The sequence below is a fragment of the Nocardia sp. SSK8 genome (assembly GCF_037034205.1).
GTDB lineage: Bacteria > Actinomycetota > Actinomycetes > Mycobacteriales > Mycobacteriaceae > Nocardia.
In genome coordinates this window covers 201,716-217,673 of sequence record NZ_JBAGKD010000008.1, presented here as the reverse complement: position 1 = coordinate 217,673, position 15,958 = coordinate 201,716, and the positions used below count along the sequence as shown (strand labels likewise).

The 15,958-nt window shown below is 68.6% G+C and carries 19 protein-coding genes; 4 read left to right on the top strand and 15 right to left on the bottom strand.

The window, feature by feature from the left end:
• Positions 1 to 7: 7 nt before the first annotated feature.
• From WA675_RS17675 to WA675_RS17665, 3 genes are all read right to left on the bottom strand, one after another.
• Positions 8 to 1,639 carry an FAD-dependent oxidoreductase gene (locus WA675_RS17675; protein ID WP_336085698.1) on the bottom strand — a complete coding sequence of 544 codons (1,632 nt, stop codon included), beginning with the start codon at positions 1,637 to 1,639 and terminating at the stop codon, positions 8 to 10.
• Positions 1,640 to 1,750: 111 nt separating this feature from the next.
• Positions 1,751 to 2,917, bottom strand: a complete 1,167-nt coding sequence (locus WA675_RS17670; RefSeq protein WP_336085672.1) for a CaiB/BaiF CoA transferase family protein — start codon at positions 2,915 to 2,917, stop codon at positions 1,751 to 1,753.
• 62 nt (positions 2,918 to 2,979) lie between these two features.
• On the bottom strand, positions 2,980 to 4,533 hold the full coding sequence (locus WA675_RS17665; protein ID WP_336085671.1) for a succinic semialdehyde dehydrogenase: 1,554 nt from the start codon (positions 4,531 to 4,533) through the stop codon (positions 2,980 to 2,982).
• A gap of 95 nt (positions 4,534 to 4,628) precedes the next feature.
• Between WA675_RS17665 and WA675_RS17660 the strand changes: the two genes are divergently transcribed.
• Positions 4,629 to 5,690, top strand: coding sequence for an alpha/beta fold hydrolase (locus WA675_RS17660; RefSeq protein ID WP_336085670.1), 1,062 nt, complete (start codon positions 4,629 to 4,631; stop codon positions 5,688 to 5,690).
• Positions 5,691 to 5,701: 11 nt separating this feature from the next.
• Here WA675_RS17660 and WA675_RS17655 read toward each other — a convergent pair whose 3' ends face one another.
• The 6 genes from WA675_RS17655 to WA675_RS17630 all read right to left on the bottom strand — a co-directional run bounded on the left by WA675_RS17655 (position 5,702) and on the right by WA675_RS17630 (position 9,014).
• Positions 5,702 to 6,013, bottom strand: coding sequence for a hypothetical protein (locus WA675_RS17655; RefSeq protein ID WP_336085668.1), 312 nt, complete (start codon positions 6,011 to 6,013; stop codon positions 5,702 to 5,704).
• A gap of 165 nt (positions 6,014 to 6,178) precedes the next feature.
• Positions 6,179 to 6,775 carry a hypothetical protein gene (locus tag WA675_RS17650; RefSeq protein ID WP_336085666.1) on the bottom strand — a complete coding sequence of 199 codons (597 nt, stop codon included), beginning with the start codon at positions 6,773 to 6,775 and terminating at the stop codon, positions 6,179 to 6,181.
• Between the two features lie 232 nt (positions 6,776 to 7,007).
• Positions 7,008 to 7,529, bottom strand: a complete 522-nt coding sequence (locus tag WA675_RS17645) for a hypothetical protein (protein ID WP_442945649.1) — start codon at positions 7,527 to 7,529, stop codon at positions 7,008 to 7,010.
• A gap of 69 nt (positions 7,530 to 7,598) precedes the next feature.
• Complete coding sequence (locus tag WA675_RS17640; RefSeq protein ID WP_336085664.1) at positions 7,599 to 8,105, bottom strand: hypothetical protein; 507 nt, start codon at positions 8,103 to 8,105, stop codon at positions 7,599 to 7,601.
• A gap of 17 nt (positions 8,106 to 8,122) precedes the next feature.
• On the bottom strand, positions 8,123 to 8,623 hold the full coding sequence (locus tag WA675_RS17635) for a hypothetical protein (protein WP_336085663.1): 501 nt from the start codon (positions 8,621 to 8,623) through the stop codon (positions 8,123 to 8,125).
• Positions 8,624 to 8,810: 187 nt separating this feature from the next.
• Positions 8,811 to 9,014, bottom strand: coding sequence for a nuclear transport factor 2 family protein (locus tag WA675_RS17630; RefSeq protein WP_336085662.1), 204 nt, complete (start codon positions 9,012 to 9,014; stop codon positions 8,811 to 8,813).
• 26 nt (positions 9,015 to 9,040) lie between these two features.
• Between WA675_RS17630 and WA675_RS17625 the strand changes: the two genes are divergently transcribed.
• Positions 9,041 to 9,520, top strand: coding sequence for a MarR family winged helix-turn-helix transcriptional regulator (locus WA675_RS17625; protein ID WP_336085661.1), 480 nt, complete (start codon positions 9,041 to 9,043; stop codon positions 9,518 to 9,520).
• Between the two features lie 24 nt (positions 9,521 to 9,544).
• Here the strand turns inward: WA675_RS17625 and WA675_RS17620 are convergent, their stop codons facing one another.
• Together WA675_RS17620 and WA675_RS17615 are read right to left on the bottom strand one after the other, a co-directional pair.
• The gene (locus tag WA675_RS17620) at positions 9,545 to 10,816 is read right to left on the bottom strand and encodes a glycosyltransferase 87 family protein (RefSeq protein WP_336085660.1); all 1,272 of its coding nucleotides are present in this window, start codon (positions 10,814 to 10,816) and stop codon (positions 9,545 to 9,547) included.
• Between the two features lie 116 nt (positions 10,817 to 10,932).
• The gene (locus WA675_RS17615) at positions 10,933 to 11,313 is read right to left on the bottom strand and encodes a MarR family winged helix-turn-helix transcriptional regulator (protein ID WP_336085659.1); all 381 of its coding nucleotides are present in this window, start codon (positions 11,311 to 11,313) and stop codon (positions 10,933 to 10,935) included.
• Between the two features lie 4 nt (positions 11,314 to 11,317).
• On the opposite strand from WA675_RS17615, the gene WA675_RS17610 reads away from it, so the two are divergent.
• Positions 11,318 to 11,845, top strand: a complete 528-nt coding sequence (locus tag WA675_RS17610; protein ID WP_336085658.1) for a hypothetical protein — start codon at positions 11,318 to 11,320, stop codon at positions 11,843 to 11,845.
• A gap of 202 nt (positions 11,846 to 12,047) precedes the next feature.
• A complete protein-coding gene (locus tag WA675_RS17605) occupies positions 12,048 to 12,851 on the top strand; it encodes a hypothetical protein (protein WP_336085657.1) in 804 nt (267 codons plus the stop codon).
• On the opposite strand, the gene thpD is transcribed toward WA675_RS17605, so the two are convergent.
• The 4 genes from thpD to ectA are packed head-to-tail and all read right to left on the bottom strand — an operon-like array spanning position 12,848 to position 15,957.
• A complete protein-coding gene (thpD, locus tag WA675_RS17600) occupies positions 12,848 to 13,753 on the bottom strand; it encodes an ectoine hydroxylase (protein ID WP_336085656.1) in 906 nt (301 codons plus the stop codon). The two genes, WA675_RS17605 and thpD, sit on opposite strands and share 4 nt — an antisense overlap.
• Positions 13,740 to 14,141, bottom strand: a complete 402-nt coding sequence (locus WA675_RS17595) for an ectoine synthase (RefSeq protein WP_278265729.1) — start codon at positions 14,139 to 14,141, stop codon at positions 13,740 to 13,742. The genes thpD and WA675_RS17595 overlap by 14 nt, the downstream gene beginning before the upstream one ends.
• Positions 14,138 to 15,406: a diaminobutyrate--2-oxoglutarate transaminase gene (ectB, locus tag WA675_RS17590; protein ID WP_336085697.1), complete on the bottom strand. Its 1,269-nt coding sequence runs from the start codon at positions 15,404 to 15,406 to the stop codon at positions 14,138 to 14,140. The genes WA675_RS17595 and ectB overlap by 4 nt, the downstream gene beginning before the upstream one ends.
• A complete protein-coding gene (gene ectA, locus WA675_RS17585) occupies positions 15,406 to 15,957 on the bottom strand; it encodes a diaminobutyrate acetyltransferase (protein WP_442945648.1) in 552 nt (183 codons plus the stop codon). Before ectA ends, ectB begins: the two co-directional genes overlap by 1 nt.
• Position 15,958 lies beyond the last annotated feature (1 nt).

Sequence of the window (15,958 nt, the reverse complement as noted above, 5' to 3'; positions counted from 1 at the left end):
TGGGACCCTACACCGCGGGATCGGTGCCTGATCTGCGCGCGAACAGGCCCGCGAGGCGGCCGCGATGGGGTTCCGTGCCAGCGGGGAAGCGCGCCTGCGGGCGGCGCGCGCGCACCAGACGATCCAACTCCTTCGCGCCCCGGCGGGGGGCTCGCAGGCGGCTGGAGTTGAAGTCCTCGGCGAGCTGCTGGACGGTTTCCTGCGCACAGGACTTGTTCGTCCCGATGAAACCGGTCGGACCACGCTTGATCCAACCCGTCACATACGTACCGGTCACAACCTCCCCGTCGGGGGCGGTCAGCACCCGGCCCTGCGCGTTCGGGATCACCCCGCGCGCGTCATCGAACGGCAGATCCCTCGTCGGCACACCCCGGTAACCCACCGAGGTCAGCACCACACCGGCCTCGAGCAACGCGGACTCACCGGTCGCGACCGCGCTGGTACGACCCGACTCGTCAGCGACCAGCTCATTACGCTCGACCCGCACACCCGTCACCGCACCCGCACCCGCACCCGCACCCGCACCCGCACCGACGATCTCCACCGGCGAAGACAAGTAACGGAACACGATCCGGCGACGCGCACCGAAGGGCCGCTGCGCCACACTGTGCAGCAGACGCAACTTCTGCTCCACCTTGTACGACAGATCCGCAGTCACCTCCGGCAGCACACCATCGATCGCGATATCGATATCAGCCGCCAGCAGGCCGACGAACTCCGGCACCGTGAACGCCGACTCCGCCGGACCACGACGACCCAGGATCACGACCTCTTCGACCTTGCTCTCCCGCAACGCCTGCAACGCATACGGCGCGATATCGGTCCCCGCCAACGTCGCCGGATCGACCGTGAGGATGCGGGCGACATCGAGGGCGACGTTGCCGTTACCGACGATCACCACCCGCTTCTGCGCGAGATCGAACACATCCTCGGCATGATCGGGATGACCGTTGTACCAAGCCACGAAATCGGTCGCCGACACATTGCCCGGCAAACCCTCACCAGGGATACCGAGCTTGCGATCCGCCGACGCACCCACCGCATAGATCACGCCATGGAAATGCTCGAGCAGTTCGGCGTGGGTGATGTGCTTGCCGATCTCCACATCCAGATAGGTCGAGAAATCGTCCTGCTCGGACATGATGTCGAACAGATCCGCGACCTTACGAGTCCGCTTGTGATCCGGCGCCACGCCCAACCGGGCCAGACCGTAGGGCTGCGGCAACCGGTCGAACATCGTCACCGACACCCCCGGCTGGGTCAACAACTCATCAGCGGCATACATCGCCGACGGCCCGGAACCGACCACCGCGACCCGCAACGCCGCACGCCGGGTATCGATCGCAGGCGGCATCACCGGACGAGCCAGAGTGGGCCGATCCCGCTGGATCCGATAGAAATCCGCGTTGATCTCGATGAACGGCTTCTGCTCCTCGCTCAACTTCTTCGACGAGGTGATCGCGTCCACGGGACAGGCCGTGGCACACGCGCCACAATCCACACACGCCGCCGGATCCACATACAGCATCTCCGCGGTCAGGAAGTCCGGCTCATCCGGGGTCGGATGGATGCAGTTGACCGGGCACGCGTACACACACGACGCGTCGCTACAGCACGACTGCGTGACAACGTACGGCATTCTTCGCTCCTGACGAGGTGGGCGGCTGTCTCCATCTAAGGCCGCGAACCTCAAAAGTGTCTGGGACTTACGTCCAATATAGATGGGTGTCGCCGAGCCGGGGTCGGCGCATCACTCGATCGCCGCGGCGCGGCGCAGCTCGGTCAGCTGCTGTTCGGTGTAGCCGAGTTCTGCCAGCACCGCCGAGGTATCGGCTCCGGTCGCACTGCCCGGCCGGGGTGCCGGGGCGGGGGTGCGCCCGAAGCGCGGGGCGGGCGCTGGTTGCCGGATCCCGCCGACCTCGACGAACGCCTCCCGAGCCCGGTTGTGCGGGTGCTCGTGGGCCTGCCACGGCGACAGGACCGGCGAGACACAGGCGTCGGACCCGGCGAACAGCGCCGCCCACTCGTCGCGGGGTCTGGTCGCGAACGCCTCGGCGAAGACGGCGCGCAGCTCGTCGGCGCGATCGAGGTCGTACTGGGCGGGCAGGTCGGCCTCCGACAGCCCGAGCCGGTCGAGCAGCTCGGCGTAGAAATGCGGTTCGACCGCGCCGACCGCCATGAATCCGCCGTCGGCGCACGCGTAGGTGTCGTAGTAGGCGCCGCCACCGTCGAGCAGGTTCTCCCCGCGCCCGCCCTCCCACAGACCGGCGGCGTGCATCCCGTGCACGAAGGCCGTGAGCAGGGCGGCGCCGTCGACCATGGCCGCGTCGACCACCTGGCCCTGCCCGGATCGGGTCCGTTCCTGCAGGGCGGCCAGCACGCCGACCACGAGCAGCAGGCCGCCGCCACCGAAGTCGCCGAGCAGGTTCACCGGTGGGGTCGGCTGCTGCCCGGCCCGGCCGAGCAGATCCAGCGCGCCTGCCAGGCCGATGTAGTTGATGTCGTGTCCGGCGGCGTCGGCCAGGGGACCGTCCTGACCCCAGCCGGTCATCCGGCCGTAGATCAGCCGGGGATTGCGGGCCGCGCAATCTTCGGGGCCGATGCCCATCCGCTCGGCCACGCCGGGCCGGAAGCCCTCGACGAGAATGTCGGCGGTCTCGACCAGCCGCAACACCACCTCGCGCCCCTCGGGGGACTTCAGGTCGACCGCGATCGAGCGCCGACCACGGTCGAGGACTCCCGACGGGGCCATCAACGCGGCCGAGTCACCGACCCGGTCGACCCGGATCACCTCGGCGCCGAGGTCGGCCAGCACCATGCAGGCGAACGGGCCCGGCGCCAGGCTGGCGATCTCGACCACGCGAAGACCGGCGAGCGGTCCAGCCGAGCCGTGGTCCGGAACGGCGACGGATGCCATGGAGAACTCCTCACTCGACGGCCGCGGAAACCGGCCGTGATCTGGTGCCTGACAGGGCGGAATCAGCGACCGGGCAGGAACCCGATCGCCGCGACGATCGGGGTGAATGCCTTCTGCCACCAGGCTTCCGGGATGCCGAACGGCGCGTCGAGGGTCAGGACCCGCTGGGTGGCGATGGTCTGGGCCTCGGTGTATTTGAGAATGCCCTCCGGGCCGTGACGCCGTCCGAGGCCCGAGGCCCGCATCCCGCCCATGGGCGCCTCGACGCTGCCCGAGGCCGGGCCGTAGCCCTCACCGACATTGACCAGTCCGCAGCGCAGGCGCGCGCCGATCGCCTCGCCCTCGGCGTGGCTGCCCGCCCAGACACTGGCATTGAGGCCGTACTCGGAATCGTTGGCGCGCGTGACGGCTTCGTCCACGTCGGCGACCGGATAGATCGACACCACCGGCCCGAACGTCTCCTCCCGCGCCACCGTCATCTCCTCGGTGACCCCGGTGAGCACGGTGGGCTCGTAGAACGAAGGGCCGAGGTCCGGCCTGCGGCGGCCACCGGCGACCACCGTGGCCCCCTTGGCGACCGCGTCGGCGACATGGGCGTCGACCGCGTCGACCCGGCCGGGCGAGGCCAGGCTGCCCATCGTGGTGCCCCAGTCGTAGCCGGGGCCGACGACCATCGCGCGGGTCGCCGCCGCGAACTTCTCGGTGAACTCCGCGGCGACGGCGGACTCGACGTAGACGCGTTCGATCGAGATGCACAGCTGGCCGGAGTTGGCGAAACAGGCCCGCGTGGCGGCCTGCGCGACGATGTCGAGATCCGCGGTGCGAGTGACGATCATCGGGTTCTTGCCACCGAGTTCGGCGGAGAACCCGATCAGCCGCGCGCCCGCCGCCCGCGCGAGCGTGCGGCCGGTCGCCGAGGACCCGGTGAACATCAGATAGTCGCAGGTATCCGCGATCGCTGTCCCGACTACCGAGCCGGGACCGGGCACCACCGCCAGGACCTCCCGCGGCAGCCCGGCCTCATACAGCAGTTCGGCCAGCGCCAGGGTGCAGTACGGCGTCTGACTGTCCGGCTTGATGACGACCGCGTTCCCGGCGATGAGCGCGGGGATCGCGTCGCCGACCGACAGGGCCATCGGATAGTTCCAGGGCGAGATGATCCCGACGACACCCTTGGGCTGGTAGCGCACCACGGTCTTGGTCAGCCCCGGCAGCAGCCCCGCGACCGGCTTCGGCGCGATCAGCTTGGGTCCGGCTTTGACGTAGTAGCGGGCACCGAGCAGCAGCGCGACGACATCCTCCTGCGCGGCCGGGCGCGATTTTCCGGTCTCGGCCTGCGCGATATCCATCAGCAGCGCACGCTGCGCCACCACCGCGCGACGGTACCGATCCACGACCGCCGCGCGGTCGGTGGCCGGTCGTCGCGCCCACTCGACCTGGGCCGCGCGCGCCCTGGCGAAGGCGCGCTCCACATCGACCGCGGTGCCGATCGGGATCCGCGCCAGGTCGGCTCCCGTGAAGACCTCGGTCAGCGTCGCGTGCGCACGCTGGTCGGGTTCGTCGATGGCCGCGAGGCGGCGCAAGCGCTCGAAAACATGCGGCGGCGGTGTCGGCATCGTCGTCCCTGCGGTAGGCGGTCGGTTTGCAGCGCAAAGATAAGTGAGACACTATGTCCAAGTCAATGAGTGTTCGGGCGTGACGGAGGACGACGATGGCCAGGTGGGGTGCCGCGCTGCGGAATATCGGGGCGCTGTTCGGGGACGGCATCGAACAGCCCGCTCCGACACCGTCGGTGGACGTGTATCACTATCCGCATCGGCGGCTGCGGCATTACCGGCGCGCGACACCGGGCAGCGGGGCGCCGATCCTGCTGGTGCCACCGCTGGCCGTCACCATCTCCTGCTACGACCTGCGGCCGAGCCAGAGCCTGGTCGAATACCTGCTGGAGCTGGGGCACGAGGTCTATGTCATCGACTACGGCGAGATCGGGTACGCCGACCGCGATCTCGGGTTCGAGGAGTGGGTCGACGACATCGTGCCCGACGCGATCCGCCGCGTCAGCGCCGAGCACGCGCACGCCCCGGTCGCGGTGATCGGCTGGTCGTTCGGCGGCACCATCAGCCTGCTGACCGCCGCGGCCGACCCGGCGCTGCCGATCGCGTCGCTCACCGCCGTGGGCACGCCCTTCGATCAGCGGCGCAACGGGCAGATGGCGCTGGCCCGGTCCGTCGGCAGGCTCGCGCCCACCCGGATCGTCACCGAACCGGTCCGGCTGCTCGGCGGCATCCCGAAACAGGCGGTGCGCGTGGGTTTCCGGGCACAGTCGCTGGAGCGGGAGCTGACCAAACCGTGGTTCATCGCGCGGCACGCGGACGATCCCGAATCGCTGGCCAGGATGCAGGCCGTCGACCGGTTCATGGACGAGATGCCCGGCTACCCCGGCCGGTTCTACCGGCAGGTGTACCGCCAGCTGATCCTCCGCAACGAAATGTGGACCGGCACTGTGCATCTCCATGCCGACCAGGCGATCGAGCTGGCCGCGATCACGGCACCGGTCCTGCTGATCGGCGGGCGCCGCGACAGCCTGGCCTCAGCCGCCTCGGTCGCCGCGGGGGCCGAGGTCCTCACCGGCAGCTCGGTCACCGTCGTCGAGGTGGACGGCAGCCATCTGGGCATCATCGCCGGGCCCGAAGCCCGCACCAGCAGCTGGGCGGCGATCCGCGACTTCCTCGCCGTCACGGCATCGGAGGTCGACGGCGTCCTCACCCACTGAGTTCGTCGCGCCTACTTCGGCACCAGGATGCCGCTCAGATCCGCGTCCCGGATCGGGGTGTCGGGGTTGGCCTGCGCGCCGCACATGAGGTCGATGGCGGCGACGGCCAGGTCGACGGTGTTCTGATCCGGGGTCGTGTCGTCGCCGCGCTTCTCCTCGAGGAACTTCGTCACCGTCGTGTTCTTCTTCTCCGCGTCCTGGGCGGTGTAGTCACTGCACGTGGTGTCGCCACCCTTGTTGACAGCCTTCTCCACCTCACTACAGCCGGTGGCGGCACCGAACACGGCCAGGACCGCACCTGCCGTCACGACTGCTTTTCGCATCTCCATACTGGTTCCCGTCCCTGGTGTTGAGCGTGCGCCGCGAGGGCCCGACAGCAGGGACATAACCGTTTCCCGCACCGGTAATCGGGGCGACACGACGGGAGGTGTCCGGATCGACACCGGGCGGGTGTGGGCCCGGACGAATCAGCCCACACCGTACTGACCTCAGGTGACGATCTCGGCGATGATGCCGCCGACGAGGGTGCCCGCCGCGCCGCCGATGAACAGCCCGGCGGGGATGGTGACCACGCCCGCGAGTTCGAGGGTGGGGAGCGCGATGATGCCGCCGATCACCGCGCCGATGAAGGCGCCGGTGGAGAAGCCGATGCCCATGATGCAACGGGTGAGGTCCGATTCGCTGCGTGGGCTGCGCAGGGCGATGCCGGGCGCGGCGGCGGCACCGGCGGGCCTCGACACGGCCTGACCGTCCCGCGTCGTGAGGGTGAGCTTGAGGCGGTGGCCCTCCTCCAAGAGCTTCGGTGTCAGCATGAAGTCGTGGCCGCTCACGTGGAGCTGGAGTGGCCACTTCTCGATGACATCGCCCTCGTCGTCGCTGACGAGCACATTGGTGCCCTTGCGATTCACGCTGAAGGTGCCGCCGACCAGCCGGGTGACGACACTGAGCCGGTCGGCGGTGTGGCCGGTCGCGTGTGAGATCCCCTTGGCGTGCCCGGTCATGAGCCGCTGGAGAGTGAGGTCGCTGGTGCGGACCTTGGGATAGTCGACCCAGGAGTCGGGGATGACCAGCTTCTCGACAGTCATCGGGTGTCCTTTCGGCGAGCCACGGGTGTGCGTATCGAGGTTCGCATCTCCCCGCCGCGCACGGGGACGTTTCGCACAATACCTGCACCGCAACAGATTTCAGCGATCGCGATGGCATCACCGGTTCGCGGGGGCCGGGACCAGTTCGAGGATGGCGATCTCGGGGGGCGCGCCGACGCGGACCGGTGGGCCCCAGGCGCCTGCGCCGTAGGTGGTGAACAAGGTGGTGCCGTCAACGGTGTCGAGGCCGGTGACCTCGGTGTCGTGGACCCATTCGACGATGGTGCGCAGCGGCCACATCTGGCCGCCGTGGGTATGTCCGGACCGTCTCGTGCACCACCCGCGGCGACGCGGCCTCGACGACCCCGTAGGCCGTGGTCGCCACCGCCGCCACCACCACGACGGCGGTCGCTATCCGCAGGAATCCCCGCCGGGCCTGTTCGCCGGGACTCCCCCGGAACCGGCCCACCAGGCGAAGCACCAGCAGGACGAGGCCGAGCACCGCGAGGCCGAGGAGCAGGTAGAACACCACGGCCAGCCAGGTGAGGCCGAGGAAGCCCAGCGGCCGCCAGGGGTGCGGGGAGATCTCCGCCCCGACAAGGGTTCCGGCGATCGCGAGCATCCACCCGGCCACGAGCACCCCATCCGCGGCCACCGCCCAGCGCTTGCTCAGGCCGGTGGCCCGCACGAGCCGCCGATGCAGAAGCAGGTGGACCAGACCCAGAACCGCCGCCGCGATCACGAGACGCAGCACGGGCGTTGCCTTTCCGTCGACAAGGTCGCCACAGCGGCGACGGGGCAATCATCCGGTATCGGACAGCGTTCAGCAACGCACCGTGATGTTGGCAGTATCGGAGACCTTCTCGTTCGGTGACAGAACTTCCACGAACACGGCAAAATATCCGGTGTCCCCCTGCGCCACAGTGACGTCATAAGAATGCTCTATCACCTGAACTCCATCAGATTTCGCCTCCACGGACTCGACCGTACTTTTCACCAATCCATTGCTGTAGACCCTGCGATATGTGAACACACCGGTCTTCCGCGTCGTTATCTTGATTGTGAATCGAAGTCGGGAATTGCAACCGCTAACGATCGATCCCGAGTCCCAGCTGACTTCCGCCGCAAGCACTCGAAAAGAACCGAAATAGCTGTTCTGAACATACGGCGCCAAAAGAAGAACCACGCCGATCGCTGCGAGAATCAGCTGCCTGGCCTTGCTGTTGATAATCGGCATCTCGTGGCCCGATATTTGTATTCCGCCACCGACCGCTGCTGCGATAATGCAGGAAACAGCAATGATCGTGACCGGAGAGTTCGCATCCCACATTCATGACTCCACAGTGCTCAGCAGTCCACCCTGATCACCTCAGAATTCGACCGCACTTCCTCGCCAGGGTCTCGCGAAACCAGGTACAGCGCGGTGTCATAATGCGCATTCGCGTTGTCCCCGAAGCGCATCCGCAGTCGTCCGCGCATCTCGTGCGCTCCGGCGCCGCCGACGCCGAACGTGTACGACTGAAATGTCCAGTCCGGACCTTCCGGGTCCAGAATGACAACTCCGCTACCGCCGGCGGTGCGCACCTCCGCCCGAAAAGGAATATATCCATCACAATCGACATTCGAGGGCATAAACAATTCAATGGAGCGGACACGCGTCTCGCCGAAGTGGAGCATGATCTGCGGCGCAACGATAAGGGATATGCCCACCAGCAGCACGGCATATTGATTTCTATTGCTGGACAATACGGGAATATGCGTTCCACGCCTCACAGCCCAGGCGGAGCCCAGCGAAACCAGCACACAGCAGACGCCCACGATGAATATCGGCGACGTCAAGTCCCACATACTTCGCTCCCTCGACCAACACTTCGGCGTTGCCCGTGATGGCTGGCGAGCGCGTCGACACGGGTTCACCATCATGGCACGAGTCCGAGTCCGACCTCTGCGAATCGAACACGGTTGTGAGGGCTGCGACCAGGTCTTCGACGACGCGGCGCCGAAGACCTGGTGACGCCGACTGGTGCGAGCGGCATCAGAGGGCTCGGGCTAGGGGTTCGGTCAGGGCGACCGGGGTGACCTCGAGGTGGTCGAAGCGCCAGCCGTGGGGGGTGCGGGCGTGGTAGCGGTGGATCGCGGCGGCGATGGCCTCGGTCTTGTCGTCGAGGAGGTAGACGGCGAGGTCGTGGGCGCGGACGGTGGCGGTGTCGGCGTCGAGTTCGATGGTTGTTAGTGGCACTAACGCAAGTGCGCTATGGTCTGGCCATGGAGACCGGTGCGGAACTGCGTTTCGAACACGGGGAGCACACCCCGGCGCTGCTGCGCAAGCAGCTCTCCCGACTCACGTCGATGACGGCCGCGCAGATGACGCGGGTGTCGCGCGCGACGCTACGAACCGTGGGCGCGCGCAAGGATCACTTCGTGGTGCTGGCCGCGCTGGCCGAGTTCGGTCCGGCGAGCCAGGCGGCGCTGTCGGAGCGGACCGACATCTTCACCAGCGACCTCGTGGCCGTCCTCAACGATCTCACGCGGGGCGGATGGGCGCGCCGCGATCCCGACCCGGCCGACCGGCGCCGCAACATCATCACCATCACCGACCTCGGCGACGCGCGCCTCGCCGAACTCGACCGCCTCCTCGACGGCGTCAACGAACAGATCATGGCCCCGCTCGACCAGAACGAACGCGCCCAGCTGTTCCGCCTCCTCGGCCGCGTCAACACCCACCTCGCGAGCACCGCGGAGTAACCGAGCCGCCGGACAGGACAACGCTCAGCCCGCGCGGGCGGGTTCCTCCACCTGGGTGGGTGTGTCCGCGGCGGCGGCCGGGCGCCTGCCGGTGACCAGGAACAGCACGACCAGGGCCACGGCCAGCCAGACATAGGTGTCACCGACGAGGTGCTGCCACCAGTCCCAGGCGGTCTCGCGATGCTCGCCGTCGGGGAGCAGATTGTGCGGGCCCACGATGAAGACCAGGGCCACCGCGGCCGAGGTCGCGTACCAGCCGCGCGCGCTAGCGGCGGGCAGAGTGCGGGCCTGGCAGACCATGGCCAGCAGCGCGGGCGCGATCCAGACCCAGTGGTGCGACCAGGAGATCGGCGAGAGCAGCAGGGTGAACACGGCGTTGAGTGACAACGCGATCGCGGGCGCGTCGGCGGCCTTGCGCATGGCCAGCACGACCAGGGCCAGCAGCAGCGCGCCGAAGAACAGCCACAGGGCGTCGAAGGGCAGCCCGGTGATCTGCAGGCGGGCCAGCACGGCCTGGATGGACTGGTTGGTGTGGAAGGCCGAGCCGCTCAGGCCCGAGACATTGCCGAGGCCGCCGAACCAGTAGCGGGTGGACTCGGTGGGCAGCAGCGCGAAGGAGGCGATGGTGGCGATCGCACCGGTGGCCGCGGCGGTGGCGGCGGCCTTGTAGTCCTTGCGGACCAGGAAGTAGAGGACGAACGCGGCCGGGGTCAGCTTGATCGCCGCGGCGAGGCCGACCAGCATGCCGCGCGGATAGCGGGTCTTGGGCAGCAGGCAGTCGGTGGCCACCAGGACCATGAGCAGCAGGTTGACCTGACCGAAATCGATGGTCGAGCGCACCGGTTCCAGCACCATCGCCACCGGCAGGGCGCAGGCGGTCACGAACAGCGCGACCTGCTTGCTGTCGGCGTGATAGCGGCGCGCGACCAGATAGAGGGTCCAGGCGACCGCGGCGATCGAGGCGACCACATAGAGCACCTTCGCCGCGCCCCAGGGCAGCAGCGCGAACGGTGCCAGCGCGATGGCGGCGAAGGGCGGATAGATGAACGGCAGCCCGATCCCGGCCGTGGTCTTGGGCAGCTGGCCGTACATGTCGGCGCCGTCGCGCATCGCCTCGATGCCGAGGCGATAGACCTGCAGGTCGATGAAGCCGCCGGAGTAGCCCTTGAACGGCCAGCCGGGAAGCTCGATGTAGACGAGCGCCGCGATCGTGAGCAGCACCGGCACCAGCCACCATGCTCGATGGATCGGGCGTGGGCTTCGCTGCTGCTCGGGGTGGGTGGTGTCACTACTCATCCGCGGCGACTATACCGACTCCCGAGCCTGGTCGCGGAACCGACCGCGCCCGGCGGTGACGCGCGCGACAGCCGTCCTCGATAGCCGTGCGGATGCCGGAATCCCGTCCGGGCCGGTCAGTCGCCGTGGTTGTAGCGGGTCAGGTACGCGGCCAGGGTGGCGACATCGGTGTCGGTCCAGTCGGCGAAGCGGGCGGTGAATGCCTCGCGACGGCGGCGTTCGGCGGCGCGGGCGACCGCGCGGCCCGCGGCGGTGGCGTGCAGGAGGTGGTTGCGCCGGTTGCCGGGGTCGACCTCGCGGGTGAGATAGCCCTGCTTCTCCAGGGCGCTCACCTGTCGGCTGACGGTCGACTTGTCGAGCAGGAATTGCTCGGCCAGGTCGGTGGCCTGGCAGCCGCCGTGTTCGAGGACCAGGTCGAAGATGCTGTAGGCGACCAAGCTCAGCTCGGGGTGCAGTTCGGCGGCCCGGCCGCGGGCGCGGCGGGCGAAGGTCGTCACCGATGTGACGGTGAAGACCGACGGGGATCCGTCGGGGCAGGGGCTGTTCTTCCTGCTGGTCGCGTTGAGCGTGGGCGCCTACGGCAGTGTCGCGGTGATCGGCGTGGCGGGCACGACGCTGCGGATGCGGGTGCGCGCCGCGGTGGGCGTGGTGACGGCGCTGGTGGTCAGCCTGATCGGGGTCGGACTGCACACCTTCCTGAAGCGCTGGACCACCCTCGCGCTCATCACGCTGTTCGTGATGCTGAACTTCACCACCTCGGGCGGGGTGTACGGGCCGCAGTTGCAGAACGGCTTCTTCGGGGCGCTGCACGCGTTCTGGAACGGCGCGGACTTCGTCGAGGGGCTGCGCGATCTGCTCTCCTTCGACGGCGGCGCGGGCTTCGGCGCGCGGCTACTCGGACTGTTCGGGTGGCTCGCGGTCGGTGTCGTGCTGGTGCTGGTCGCCGGGCAGCACGAGACGCGGGTGGCGCCCCGGCCCGTGGCGCCCGCCGCGGTCGAGGAGGAGATCGGCGAAGCGGTCGCTGTCTGACCCGGCCCGATCGGTCCGGCTACGTCCTGGCGAATCCCGCTGCCGCGCGCCGGATCCGGCGTCCGGGGCAGGTCAGACGGGGCCGCGACGTTGTCGCGAATCGCCCGCGGGGCCGCGCCGGGCCGGGTACGGTGTAGCGCGCAACCGCGGACCGGGCCGGTGCCGCGAGGGGGTTGGCACGCGGAAAGGGTGGGCTGCACCGATGAATGATCCCGGCGCGCGACGCCCGCTCGATCCGCTCCCGCTGGAGCGGCGCTACACCGGTGCCGACCCGATCGAGTGGTGCGGCGCGGAGGTCTATCCGATGTACGCCGAGACACTGCCCGCCGGGACCACGGCCCTGCGGCTGCGGGCGCTGTCGGTGATGCCGCCCGCGGAGGTGTCCGGGCTCGGGCTGGGGTTGAGCGTGCACGACGGGCACGTGCGCCTGAACGGGAAATCGCTGGCGGGCGTGGACATCTGGGCTGACGCGCTGACCGCCGGGGTGGACATCGAGGTCACCGCGCACGCGCCCGAGGCACTGTTCACGCTCACCCCGGTCTGGGTGGCGGGCGGGCGCGGGCAGCAGTCCTGGACCGGTAATTACGGCATGGTGGTCGATCTGCTGCCCGACGGCGCGTCCACGCTGTGGTGCAGCACCGGGCCGGGCACCCCGGATTTCAACGAGCTCGTCGTGGAACTCAGCACCGGTCCCGCCGCCGATCCGCCCACCGTCGAGCAGCCGCCACCGATCTCGACCGCTCCCCCACCCCCACCGGATCAGCCCGGCTTCGGCCGGGCCCTGCACGATCTCGGCACCGCGATGCACGAACGCGGCGAACACGATTCGGCCCGCCTGCTGTGGACCCAGGCGGCTCGCGCCGGGCACAGCGCCGCCGCCTACGATCTCGGCGTGCTGGCGCTGCGGGCGGGCGATCGGGCCGGTGCCGAACACTGGTGGAAGGCCGCGGCCCCCGATGATCCGCGGGCCGCGGCCTCCCTGTCCGAGCTGTCCCGGCTCCTCTAGCGCACCTGATCCGCCAGGGCGTACTCGCGCACCGGCGTGAAGTCCCGCGCGGCGATGTGCCGGGGACGCGGCCGCGGCGCCGCGAACGGCTCCGCCAGCGCGTTCTCGACACTGTTGAACACCAGGAAGATGTTCGAGCGCGGGTAGGGCGTGATGTTGTTCGACGACCCGTGCATCACATTCGAATCGAACAGCAGCGCCGAGCCTGCCTTACCGGTGAACTGCGTGATGCCGTAGCGGGCGGCCAGGAAGGTGATGTCGTCGGTGGTCGGCACGCCGAACCGCTGCTGCTTCAACGACTCCCGGTAGTGCCCGTCGGGCGTCTCACCCAGGCACGGCACGAAGGTGCGGTGCGAACCGGGCATCACCATCAGGCTGCCGTTGAACGGGAAGTTGTCGGTCAGCGCGATCGACAGACTCACCGCCCGCGGCGCGGGCATCCCGTCCTCGGCGTGCCAGGTCTCGAAATCGGAGTGCCAGCCGAAACCGTTGCCGCCGAAGCCGGGCATGTAGTTCACCCGGCTCTGGTGCAGGTATACCGCCGAACCCAGGATCTCCTCGGCCAGGCCGACGACCCGCGACTCAGCCAGCAGCCCGGCGATGGGCTTGCTGAGCTGATGCACCTGGAACACCGACCTGACCTGCCCGCTGCCCGGCTCGGTGATCACCCGCTCGTCGCCGTAGAGCAGCGGATCAGCGGCCAGATGGCCGATCTCGGCACCGAAGGCGGCCACCTCCTCCGGGCTGAGCAGCGCGGGGATCGTCGCGAAACCGTTCGCGTCGAAGCCCGCCAGCTCCGGCGAGGTGACCCGCCCCCACACCGTGGGATCGGTGCGCTCGACATGGGGGGCGGGTTCGGCCAACCGGGTGGGGTAACGGTCGAGCCGGTCAGACACGGGCATCCTCCTCGACGATCAGCGGATACACCCCGTTCTCATCGTGTACCTCGCGGCCGGTGACCGGCGGATTGAACACACACAGCATCCGCAGGCGGGTGCGCGCGGTGACCTGATGGCGTTCGTTGCCGTCGAGCAGGTACATCGAGCCGGGGCCCAGCTGGTAGACCTGCTGGTTGTCGAGATCGAGCAAGCTGCCCTCGCCCTCGACCAGCCAGACGGCCTCCACATGGTTCTGGTAATGGAATTCGTGGACGGTGCCTTCCTCGATGGTGGTCTCGTGGAAGGAGAAACCGACCCGGTCACCGGCCAGCACGATGCGCTTGCTGCGCCAGCCGGGACCCGCGACGTCGCGTTCGGTGCCGGTGATCTCGGCGGTGGTGCGCACGATCATGCGGCACCGCCACACACGGTATCGATCGAGGACGTCAGCACGGACAGCCCCTTGTCGAGTTCGTCGCTGCCGAGGGTCAACGGCGGCAGCAGTTTCACCACCTCGTCCATCGAGCCCGAGGTCTCCACCAGCAGGCCCTGCTCGAAGGCGGTACGGCACACCTTGGCCGCCTGCGACGGGTCGTCGAAGACGATGCCGTGCACCATGCCGCGGCCCCGGGTCGAGACGCCCGTGTGCCGGTCGGCGACCGCGGACAGGGTGCGCGCGACGTAATCGCCGTTGGCGGCGGTCTTCTGGGCCAGCTTGTCGTCGGACCAGTACTCGCGCAGCGCGGCGGTGGCCGTGACGAAGGCGGGGTTGTTGCCGCGGAAGGTGCCGTTGTGCTCGCCGGGCGCCCACTGGTCGTGCTCGGGCTTGAGCAGCACCAGCGCCATCGGCAGGCCGTAGCCACCGATCGACTTGGACAGCGTCACGATGTCGGGGGTGATGCCCGCGATCTCGAAGGAGAAGAACGGGCCGGTGCGGCCGCAGCCCATCTGCACGTCGTCGACGATGAGCAGGATGTCGCGCGCGGCGCACAGCCCGGCCAGGTGGCGCAGCCATTCGGCGCGGGCCAGGTTGACGCCACCCTCGCCCTGCACGGTCTCCACGATCACCGCGGCGGGGCGGTCGAAGCCCGAGGAACTGTCGTCGAGGACGCGCTGCATCCAGCCGAAGTCCTCGATGGTGTTGTCGAAGTAGCCGTCGTAGGGCATCGGGGTGGCGTGCTCGAGCGGCACCCCGGCACCGGCGCGCTTGGCGGCGTTACCGGTGACCGACAGCGCGCCCAGGGTCATGCCGTGGAAGGCGTTGGTGAAGCTGAGCACGGTCTTGCGGCCGGTCACCTTGCGGGCCAGCTTGAGCGCGGCCTCCACCGCGTTGGCGCCGGTCGGGCCGGGGAACTGCACCTTGTAGTCGAGCCCGCGCGGCGAGAGGAGGGTGTCACGGATGGTCTCGAGCAGCTCCCGTTTGGCGACCGTGGACATGTCCAGGCCGTGGGTGATGCCGTCGCTCGCGATGTAGTCGATCAGCGCGCGCTTGAGAATCGGGTTGTTGTGGCCGTAGTTGAGCGCGCCCGCGCCGGCGAAGAAATCGAGGTATTCGCGCCCCTGCTCGTCGCGCAGCCAGGCGCCCTGGGCGGAGGAGAAGACGGACGGCCAGTCACGGCAGTATCCGCGCACATTCGATTCCATCGCATCGAAGATGCTGGTGTCGGTGGTCGTGATCATCGTCGTTCCTCCTGGCGCTGAACAGGTGAGATGACATACAGCTGTTCGGCCTCGTGTGAATCGGGAAAATCGTTCTCTTCGAACAGGGAGACGACGCGCAATTGCGCCCCGCGCTCCCGGGCCACCGCGGAGAACAACGCCTGCGAGGCGGTGTTTCCGGGTGAAATCGTGGTTTCCAGTGTGGTGATTCCGGCGTCGGCCACCGAATCGAGCAGGGCGTGCAGGATGCCCGCGGCGAGGCCGCGGCCCCGGAATTCGGCATCGACCGCGATCTGCCAGACGAACAGGGTGTCCGGGACTTCGGGACGCACGTACCCGATGACGAAACCTGCCGCGTGCCCGTTGATTTCGGCGATCAGGGAGCTGGCCGCGAAATCGCGACACCACAGGAGATAGGCGTAGCTCGAATTGACGTCGAGCACCTGTGAATCGCGGGCGATCCGCCACAACTGTGCTCCGTCGCCCAAACGCGGCGGGCGCAATCTTGTTTCCGAACCGGGCTCCGCCGGGGTGGCCGCGGGCTCGATGGACATGGTGGACGTTGGCATA

Excerpts from the sequence above, each read along its gene's own strand:
- WA675_RS17675 (WP_336085698.1), bottom strand. The coding sequence starts at position 1,639 with ATGCCGTACGTTGTCACGCAGTCGTGCTGTAGCGACGCGTCGTGTGTG.
- WA675_RS17670 (WP_336085672.1), bottom strand. The coding sequence starts at position 2,917 with ATGGCATCCGTCGCCGTTCCGGACCACGGCTCGGCTGGACCGCTCGCC.
- WA675_RS17665 (WP_336085671.1), bottom strand. The coding sequence starts at position 4,533 with ATGCCGACACCGCCGCCGCATGTTTTCGAGCGCTTGCGCCGCCTCGCG.
- WA675_RS17660 (WP_336085670.1), top strand. The coding sequence starts at position 4,629 with ATGGCCAGGTGGGGTGCCGCGCTGCGGAATATCGGGGCGCTGTTCGGG.
- WA675_RS17655 (WP_336085668.1), bottom strand. The coding sequence starts at position 6,013 with ATGCGAAAAGCAGTCGTGACGGCAGGTGCGGTCCTGGCCGTGTTCGGT.
- WA675_RS17650 (WP_336085666.1), bottom strand. The coding sequence starts at position 6,775 with ATGACTGTCGAGAAGCTGGTCATCCCCGACTCCTGGGTCGACTATCCC.
- WA675_RS17640 (WP_336085664.1), bottom strand. The coding sequence starts at position 8,105 with ATGTGGGATGCGAACTCTCCGGTCACGATCATTGCTGTTTCCTGCATT.
- WA675_RS17635 (WP_336085663.1), bottom strand. The coding sequence starts at position 8,623 with ATGTGGGACTTGACGTCGCCGATATTCATCGTGGGCGTCTGCTGTGTG.
- WA675_RS17625 (WP_336085661.1), top strand. The coding sequence starts at position 9,041 with ATGGAGACCGGTGCGGAACTGCGTTTCGAACACGGGGAGCACACCCCG.
- WA675_RS17620 (WP_336085660.1), bottom strand. The coding sequence starts at position 10,816 with ATGAGTAGTGACACCACCCACCCCGAGCAGCAGCGAAGCCCACGCCCG.
- WA675_RS17605 (WP_336085657.1), top strand. The coding sequence starts at position 12,048 with ATGAATGATCCCGGCGCGCGACGCCCGCTCGATCCGCTCCCGCTGGAG.
- thpD (WP_336085656.1), bottom strand. The coding sequence starts at position 13,753 with ATGCCCGTGTCTGACCGGCTCGACCGTTACCCCACCCGGTTGGCCGAA.
- WA675_RS17595 (WP_278265729.1), bottom strand. The coding sequence starts at position 14,141 with ATGATCGTGCGCACCACCGCCGAGATCACCGGCACCGAACGCGACGTC.
- ectA (WP_442945648.1), bottom strand. The coding sequence starts at position 15,957 with ATGCCAACGTCCACCATGTCCATCGAGCCCGCGGCCACCCCGGCGGAG.